This window comes from Nocardia wallacei (assembly GCF_029868745.1).
Lineage (GTDB): Bacteria > Actinomycetota > Actinomycetes > Mycobacteriales > Mycobacteriaceae > Nocardia > Nocardia wallacei_B.
The window spans coordinates 52324-59476 of sequence record NZ_JARWOP010000131.1; the positions used below are offsets into that span (position 1 = coordinate 52324).

9 protein-coding genes are annotated in these 7153 nt (G+C 68.8%); 6 read left to right on the forward strand and 3 right to left on the reverse strand.

What is annotated here, in order from left to right:
- Window positions 1-27: 27 nt before the first annotated feature.
- Window positions 28-1506: a flavin-containing monooxygenase gene (locus QH470_RS10755; protein WP_280272157.1), complete on the forward strand. Its 1479-nt coding sequence runs from the start codon at window positions 28-30 to the stop codon at window positions 1504-1506.
- On the opposite strand, the gene QH470_RS10760 is transcribed toward QH470_RS10755, so the two are convergent.
- Complete coding sequence (locus QH470_RS10760) at window positions 1507-2112, reverse strand: short chain dehydrogenase (protein WP_280272158.1); 606 nt, start codon at window positions 2110-2112, stop codon at window positions 1507-1509.
- 125 nt (window positions 2113-2237) lie between these two features.
- Between QH470_RS10760 and QH470_RS10765 the strand changes: the two genes are divergently transcribed.
- From QH470_RS10765 to QH470_RS10775, 3 genes are read left to right on the forward strand one after another with little or no spacing between them, the layout of a single operon-like run.
- Window positions 2238-2732 carry a methylated-DNA--[protein]-cysteine S-methyltransferase gene (locus QH470_RS10765; protein ID WP_280272159.1) on the forward strand — a complete coding sequence of 165 codons (495 nt, stop codon included), beginning with the start codon at window positions 2238-2240 and terminating at the stop codon, window positions 2730-2732.
- Window positions 2732-3454, forward strand: a complete 723-nt coding sequence (locus QH470_RS10770) for a 2OG-Fe(II) oxygenase (protein ID WP_280272160.1) — start codon at window positions 2732-2734, stop codon at window positions 3452-3454. The genes QH470_RS10765 and QH470_RS10770 overlap by 1 nt, the downstream gene beginning before the upstream one ends.
- Complete coding sequence (locus tag QH470_RS10775; RefSeq protein WP_280272161.1) at window positions 3454-3711, forward strand: Ada metal-binding domain-containing protein; 258 nt, start codon at window positions 3454-3456, stop codon at window positions 3709-3711. Before QH470_RS10770 ends, QH470_RS10775 begins: the two co-directional genes overlap by 1 nt.
- A gap of 4 nt (window positions 3712-3715) precedes the next feature.
- On the opposite strand, the gene QH470_RS10780 is transcribed toward QH470_RS10775, so the two are convergent.
- Both QH470_RS10780 and QH470_RS10785 read right to left on the reverse strand, forming a co-directional pair.
- The gene (locus QH470_RS10780) at window positions 3716-4090 is read right to left on the reverse strand and encodes an ACT domain-containing protein (protein WP_280272162.1); all 375 of its coding nucleotides are present in this window, start codon (window positions 4088-4090) and stop codon (window positions 3716-3718) included.
- Between the two features lie 27 nt (window positions 4091-4117).
- Window positions 4118-4498, reverse strand: a complete 381-nt coding sequence (locus QH470_RS10785; RefSeq protein ID WP_280272163.1) for a hypothetical protein — start codon at window positions 4496-4498, stop codon at window positions 4118-4120.
- A 367-nt stretch (window positions 4499-4865) separates the two neighbouring features.
- On the opposite strand from QH470_RS10785, the gene QH470_RS10790 reads away from it, so the two are divergent.
- Entirely contained in the window at window positions 4866-5366 is a 501-nt protein-coding gene (locus QH470_RS10790; protein ID WP_280272164.1) for a MarR family winged helix-turn-helix transcriptional regulator, read from the forward strand.
- Window positions 5367-5369: 3 nt separating this feature from the next.
- The coding region (locus QH470_RS10795; protein WP_280272165.1) for an MDR family MFS transporter at window positions 5370-7153 on the forward strand (1784 nt) is incomplete at its 3' end.

The window sequence follows — 7153 nt, forward strand, 5'->3', positions numbered from 1 at the left end:
CGCCGTTGCGCCGCGCACACTGGAACCATGACCGTGGCAGGTGAACATCTCGACGTCGTGATCGTGGGGGCGGGTCTCTCGGGGATCGGCGCGGCCTATCGACTGCAGTCCGAACACCCCGGTCGCAGCTATGCCATCCTCGAGGCGCGCGAGGCGCTGGGCGGTACCTGGGACCTGTTCCGGTACCCCGGCATTCGCTCCGATTCGGACATGTTCACCCTCGGCTACCCGTTCAAGCCGTGGCGCGACGCCAAGTCCATCGCCGACGGCCCGTCGATCCTGCGCTACATCGGGGAGACCGCCGACCAGTACGGCATCGGGCAGCACATCCGCTACGGCACCAAGGTGGTCGGGGCCGAATGGTCCAGCGACGACGCCCGGTGGACGGTCACCATGCAGCAGGGCACCGAGCGGCACACCCTGACGTGCGGCTTCCTCTACTGCTGCGCCGGTTACTACGACTACGACGAGGGCCACGCGCCGGAATTCCCCGGTGTGGAATCGTTCTCCGGTCAGGTGATCTACCCGCAGTTCTGGCCGGAGGATCTCGACTACGCCGGTAAGCGCGTGGTCGTGATCGGCAGCGGCGCGACGGCGGTGACCCTGGTCCCGGCGATGGCCGAGCAGGCCGAACTGGTCACCATGCTGCAGCGCTCGCCCTCCTGGATCTCCCCGGTCCCGGGTCGCGACAAATACGCCGACCGGATCCGCGATCTGCTGCCCCCGCAGCTCGCGCATCGGCTCATCCGCACCAAGAACATCCTGTTCAACGTGGGCTTCTACCAGTACTGCCGACGGCGGCCGGAGGCGGCGCGCAAGCTGCTGACGGACCTGTCCACCCGCATCCTGAAAGACGAGCGGCTGGTCGCCGAGCATTTCACGCCCTCGTACAACCCGTGGGACCAGCGGCTCTGCGCCGTCCCCGACGCCGACTTCTTCAAATCGATGAAGAAGGGCAAGGCCGAGGTGGTCACCGATCACATCGAAACCTTTGTGCCAGAAGGGATTCGGTTGCGCTCGGGCCGGGTGCTGCCGGCGGATGTGGTGGTGTCGGCCACCGGGCTGAAACTGCTGGCGTTCGGCGGTATCGCGCTGACCGTCGACGGTGTGCCCGTGGAGCTGTCCGACCAGTTCGTCTGGCAGGGCGCCATGCTCACGGGCGTGCCGAACTTCGCCGTGTGCATCGGCTACACCAACGCGTCCTGGACGCTGCGCGCCGACCTCACCTCGCGGCTGGTCTGTAAAGTGCTGGCGCACATGGACCGTCGCGGCTATCGGGCGGTCGTGCCCGAGCCGCAGGGCCACCTGGAGCAGCATCCGCTGCTCGATCTGGCGTCGGGCTACATCCAGCGTTCGATCGGCGATTTCCCGCGCCAGGGCGACCGGCACCCGTGGCGAGTGCGTCAGAACTACCTGATCGACTCGGCCACCACCATGCGAACCAACCTGGACAAGACGCTCCGGCCGGTGCGCCACGCACCGAAGTTGCAGCGCGTCCGAGGCTGATCAGACCACCCGCACGCCGGTCCGGCTCGGGCGCAGCACCTGTCCCTGCCCCGATCCCTCGACCGCCTCGACGTACGCCCGGGCCACGTCGCGGACCGGAGTGCCGTCGGCGCCGTCGCGACCCATCGACTCGAGGGTCTCGGCCACCCAGCCCGGGCTGACGGCGTTGACCCGCACTCCGCGCGTCATCTCGACGGCCGCCGCCCGCACGAACGACTCCAGCCCGGCATTGACCAGCGCGCCGAACGACATCCCGGTCTCCACCCGCTCGAAGACGCCCGAGGTCACGGTGATCGAGCCGCCGTCGCGCAGCCGGCGCAACGCGGTGCGGACCAGATGGACCTGGCCGAACAGCTTGCCCTGAATGCCACGGTAGAAGTCGTCGTCGGAATCCAGCGGCGTGAGTTTGCCACTGGCCGCGCAGCAGATCACCGCGTCGACGTCCGGCACCGTGGCGAACAGCTCATCGATCGAGGCGGGATCGTCCATGTCCACGCGGACCGCGCCGCCGCGTGCCGCGCGGACCACCTCGTGGCCGCCGCGTTCCAGTTCGGCGGCGACCTCCGATCCGATGGTCCCGGTCGCGCCGATGATGATGATTCGCATGGGCCTCGTAACCATGCGAGGCCGCGGCGATATTCCGGCGACCGCGAATGGCATGTCCGATTCCCGCCGGTATCGGCTCGGTGGCCGGGGCACATTGGATCGTGGAACACGACGGAAGGATTCTCATGACCGTGTACACGACGATCGACAGCCCGATCGGCGAGCTGCGGCTGGCGGGGGAGCCGTCGGCCGCGGGTGTGGTGCTCACCGCTCTGTCCATGGGCGGTGCCAAAGCCGTTGCGGTGCAGGATGACTGGATCGAGGATGCGACGGTGTTCGGCGCGGTCGCCGCCCAGCTGCACGACTACTTCGCGGGCGACCGCACCGAGTTCGACATCGAATTCGCCACTGCCGGCAGCGATTTCCAGCGCCGGGTGTGGCAGGCCCTGGAGCGCATACCGTACGGCGCCACCGTGACCTACGGCGAGATCGCGGCGAGCATCGGAGCGCCGCGCGCCGCGGTGCGCGCGGTGGGAACGGCCATCGGGGCGAACCCGCTGCTGATCCTCCGGCCGTGCCATCGCGTCATCGGCGCGGACGGGTCGCTCACCGGGTACGCCGGGGGAGTGGAACGCAAGCAGCGCCTGCTCGAGCTCGAGCGGGCCCGCCGGGCGGCGTGATGGCGGCCGGATTGTCGACGGCCCCCGCCGGACGTGTGGCAGAACAGGATTGGGCCGTTCTCGCCGGCGAACTCGACGAGCATGGCCACGCGCTGACCGGACCCCTGCTGACCCCGGGCGAATGTCGTTCGCTCGCAGCGCTGTACGGCGACGCCGAACGGTTCCGGAGCACGATCGTGATGGCGCGGCACCGGTTCGGCTCCGGCGAATACCGGTACTTCACCCACGATCTCCCGGATCTCGTGCGGGACCTGCGGGCGGCGTTCTACCCGAAATTGCTTCCCATAGCGCGGGATTGGGCGGCACGACTGGGACGGCCCGGCTCGTGGCCGCCCCGGCTCGACGATTGGATTGCCCAGTGTCATCAGGCCGGTCAGTCCAAGTCGGCGCAGATCCTGTTGCGCTACGGGCCGGGTGACTGGAACGCGCTGCATCGGGACCTGTTCGGAGACATGATATTTCCACTGCAGGTCGTCATCGGGCTGGATGCGCCCGGCGACGACTACACCGGCGGCGAATTCCTCATGGTCGAGCAGCGTCCCAGGGCCCAATCCCGCGGCGCGTCGGTCACGCTGCCGCAGGGCCACGGGCTGGTCTTCACGACCAGGGAACGCCCGGTGCGCAGCTCGCGCGGCTGGTCGGCCGCGCCCATGCGGCATGGTGTGAGCGTGGTCCGCTCCGGTCGGCGGCACACCCTCGGCCTGGTCTTCCACGACGCCTGATGTCTTACACCCTGCTCGGCGCGGACGGAAAGCCTTACCGCAGTACGACTCCCGGCACGCTCGGCGGTCACCGGCGACTGCGCGTCTACGGCCGTCTGGACTGCCCGGCCGCCCTGCGCGCACTGCCGCGGGGCCGCTACGCGCTGCACCGCGTCTTCTTCGCCGACGAGCGAACGGCCGTCGCCGCGGGCTACCGGCCGTGCGCGGTCTGCCTGCGGCACGAGTACCTCGAATGGAAGCGGGACCGCGAGGCTTGACGAACTATGCCGACGACTCCGCGACCTCGTGCCCGGCCGACTTCAGCGCCGCGATCGCTTCCTCCTGCCGCTCCTGCGGCACCAGCACCAGATCGGCGTGCCAGGTCGAGGCGACGAAGACCGGGATCGACGCGTCGGCGAGTGGACCCACCAGCGCGGCCAGTGCGCCGGAGTCGTGCGGTCCGCGCGCGGCCGCCCCGGCGTAGAAACCCACCCACACCTCGCCCCGCTCCCACGGCGGCGCCTCGCGGACCATGGTCAGCCCCTCCGGCGCGCGCACCAGCGCGATCCACTCGTCGTCCTCGGGGAAGGTCGCGGTGGGCAGACGCTCCACCGCGAAACGCGACGGGACGATGTGCAGTCGCTGCGCCTTGGTCATCCGGTCATGGTATTCGGCGCGTTCGGCTCAGCGCCCGGCGCGCGACGGGCGGCGGATCGGGGTCGGATGCGGCGCGAACCGGCGGTGCACGTACTGCAGGCCCGCCAGCAGCAGCGCGGCGACGGCCGCGGCCGGATAGTCCCCGGTGATCACGCCGACCACCGCGAGACCACCGAAAACCGGCAGCTCCAGCACCGCGCACCAGCCCAGCAGGCGCAGCCGGGTGGAATGCGAATCCAGCCAGGCCAGGCCGTCGTCGACGATGTCCTCGGCGGTGGTGAGTTCGACCAAGCCGTCGCCGACCTGAACGAACCGGTGTACCGCCTGGTCACGCGTGATCCTGCCCAGCCAGGCCTCGTCGATGAGCCGCTTGCCCTCTTCGGCGACTTCCGTGATGACCGCGTCCATGCTGCGGGTCCCTTTCGAGTCGGTCCCGCAGATTCTAAGCGGCGCGGCGGGCAATGGTTCCGCTGACGGGAAGGCGGGTGGTCGTCGGGGCACTCCCGGAACGGGGGATTATCTGGCAATACGGGCAAACCGGACGAGGCGGAAGACCTCGGTGATGTGTTCCTGGCCACAGCTGTCGTCGGCGGTGTATGCCCGTCGTGGCGCTGAGGGTGCAGACCTGGGATGATTTCGGTCGGGCCGGGCGTCGCCCGCTCTGTCCCAGGCGAAATACCGCTTGCGGAGGTGCTACCTCCGGTCTGTATAGTTGGCCTCAGCAACTAGTTGTAAGTGCTAAACAAATGTGTTGCGGGGAAAAGGAAAGCTGATCATGGTCGTTGCTGCCCGTGATCGCGGTGCTACGAAGGCCGAACTCGACGTCGCCGACCAACTCGGCGCCCAACTGGTCCGGCTCATGCGGGCGATCGGCAGAACCAAATCGCAGCTGGCCCCGCTCGGACCGGACGGGCTCGAGCGGCTGGCCTACGCTGTACTGTTCTGCCTGGTCCACGACGGCCCGCAGCGGACCGGCAAACTCGCCGAACTGCTGCACGCCGAGACCTCCACCATCAGCCGGCAGACCAGGAATCTGGTGTCGCACGGACTGGTGGAACGCCGCGCCGACCCCATCGACGGGCGAGCCTGCGTCCTGGCCCCCACCGCGGAGGGGGTGCGGGTGTTCGAGGAGAACCGCCGCATCCGCAACCACGTGCTGGCCGGACTACTGACCGACTGGTCCGAGGACGAGCGTACGACGCTGACCGACCTGGTCGAGCGGCTCGTCACCGGGATCGAGAAGACCACTGCCACAGCCGATTCGAATAGGGCTTGATTGATGACAACTTCGACCACCCGGGCACCGGCGGCGCAGCCGGTCCTGGACGCCGGTGCGCAACCGTCGCTGACGCACCGGCAGGTTCTGACGATTCTGTCCGGCTTGCTGCTGGGCATGTTCCTGGCCGCGCTCGACCAGAACATCGTCAGCGTGGCGATCGTGCGGATCGCCAACGACCTGCACGGTTTCGATCAGCAGGCGTGGGCGACGACGGCGTATCTGATCACGGCCACGATCAGCACCCCGCTGTACGGCAAGCTGGCCGACATCTACGGCCGAAAGCCGTTCTACCTCACCGCGATCGCGCTGTTCGTCATCGGCTCGGCGGCGTGCACGTTCGCGACCTCGATGTACATGCTGGCCGGATTCCGCGCGTTCCAGGGTCTCGGTGCGGGCGGCCTGATGTCGTTGGCGCTCACCATCATCGGCGATATCGTCCCGCCGCGGGAACGCGCCCGGTATCAGGGCTACTTCATGATGGTGTTCGGCACCTCGACGGTGCTGGGCCCCGTGCTGGGCGGACTGTTCTCCGACTACGACCACCTGTGGGGCCTGGACGGCTGGCGCTGGGTGTTCCTGGTGAACGTGCCGGTCGGCGCGCTCGCGCTGCTCGTGGTGGCGAAGGTGCTCAATGTGCCGCATCAGCGGCAGAAGCTGCGCGTCGACTGGTTCGGCGCGGTCGCGCTGGCCATCTGCGTGGTGCCGCTGCTGATCGTGGCCGAGCAGGGCCGCAGCTGGGGCTGGGACTCGAGCAAGGCGCTGCTCTGCTACGGCGTGGGCGCGGTCGGGCTGGTGCTGTTCCTGGTCATCGAGGCCGTGATGAAGGACTCCGCGCTGATCCCGCTGCGGCTGTTCAAGAACTCCACCTTCTCGGTGGCCATCGGCGGCGGGACCATCGTCGGCATCGCCATGTTCGGCTCCATCACGATGGTGCCGCTGTATCTCCAAGTGGTGCGCGGGTATTCGCCGACCGAGGCGGGTCTGCTGATGCTGCCGCTGGTGTTGGGCATCATGAGCGGTTCGGTGATCGCCGGTCAGGTCACCAAGCGTAGCGGCCGCTACAAGATCCTGCCCGTGCTCGGCACCTTCATCATCACGATCGGCGCGCTGCTCTACGCCCAGGTGAAATTCGACAGCCCGCTGTGGCAGCCGCTGATCTTCGGCGGCATCATCGGCCTCGGGCTGGGCTTCTGCATGCAGACCCTGATCATCGCGGCCCAGAACGCCGGACCGCGCCGGGACATGGGCGTCTCGACCGCGTCGGCGACCTTCTTCCGGCAGGTCGGCGGCACGCTCGGGGTGGCGGTGTTCCTGACGATCCTGTTCAACATGCTGCCGAACAAGATCCTCGATGCCTTCGGCGGACGGCTGCCCGCCGGATTCGATACCGACAAGCTCGACCAGTTGCAGGCCGACACCGCCGGTATCGCCGCGCTGCCCGACCAGGTGCGTGAGCCCATCCTGATCGGCTTCACCAACGCGATGCACGGCGTGTTCTTCCTCGGCGCGGCCGTGGCCCTGCTGGCATGCATCGTGCTCATGTTCATGAAGGAGATTCCGTTGCAGGACCCATCGACGGCCCAGCCGAAACCCGAAACGGACAATGCCACAACGGATCAGAGCGCGGCGGCCCCCCCCCCGCCCGGGGGGGGGGCCGCCCCCCCCGCGGCCGCACCCGCCCCCCCCCCAAACCCCCCGGGCCCCCGGCGGGCGCGCCCCCCGGCGGGGGCGCGCGCCGCGTCCACCCCCTGGCCGCCGGCGTCTACGACGACCAGGACGGAAAG

Bases quoted from the DNA above. Each gene is read 5' to 3' on its own strand.
- QH470_RS10790 (WP_280272164.1), top strand. From the start codon at position 4,866: ATGGTCGTTGCTGCCCGTGATCGCGGTGCTACGAAGGCCGAACTCGAC.
- QH470_RS10765 (WP_280272159.1), top strand. From the start codon at position 2,238: ATGACCGTGTACACGACGATCGACAGCCCGATCGGCGAGCTGCGGCTG.
- QH470_RS10780 (WP_280272162.1), bottom strand. From the start codon at position 4,090: ATGACCAAGGCGCAGCGACTGCACATCGTCCCGTCGCGTTTCGCGGTG.
- QH470_RS10775 (WP_280272161.1), top strand. From the start codon at position 3,454: ATGTCTTACACCCTGCTCGGCGCGGACGGAAAGCCTTACCGCAGTACG.
- QH470_RS10760 (WP_280272158.1), bottom strand. From the start codon at position 2,112: ATGCGAATCATCATCATCGGCGCGACCGGGACCATCGGATCGGAGGTC.
- QH470_RS10770 (WP_280272160.1), top strand. From the start codon at position 2,732: ATGGCGGCCGGATTGTCGACGGCCCCCGCCGGACGTGTGGCAGAACAG.
- QH470_RS10755 (WP_280272157.1), top strand. From the start codon at position 28: ATGACCGTGGCAGGTGAACATCTCGACGTCGTGATCGTGGGGGCGGGT.
- QH470_RS10785 (WP_280272163.1), bottom strand. From the start codon at position 4,498: ATGGACGCGGTCATCACGGAAGTCGCCGAAGAGGGCAAGCGGCTCATC.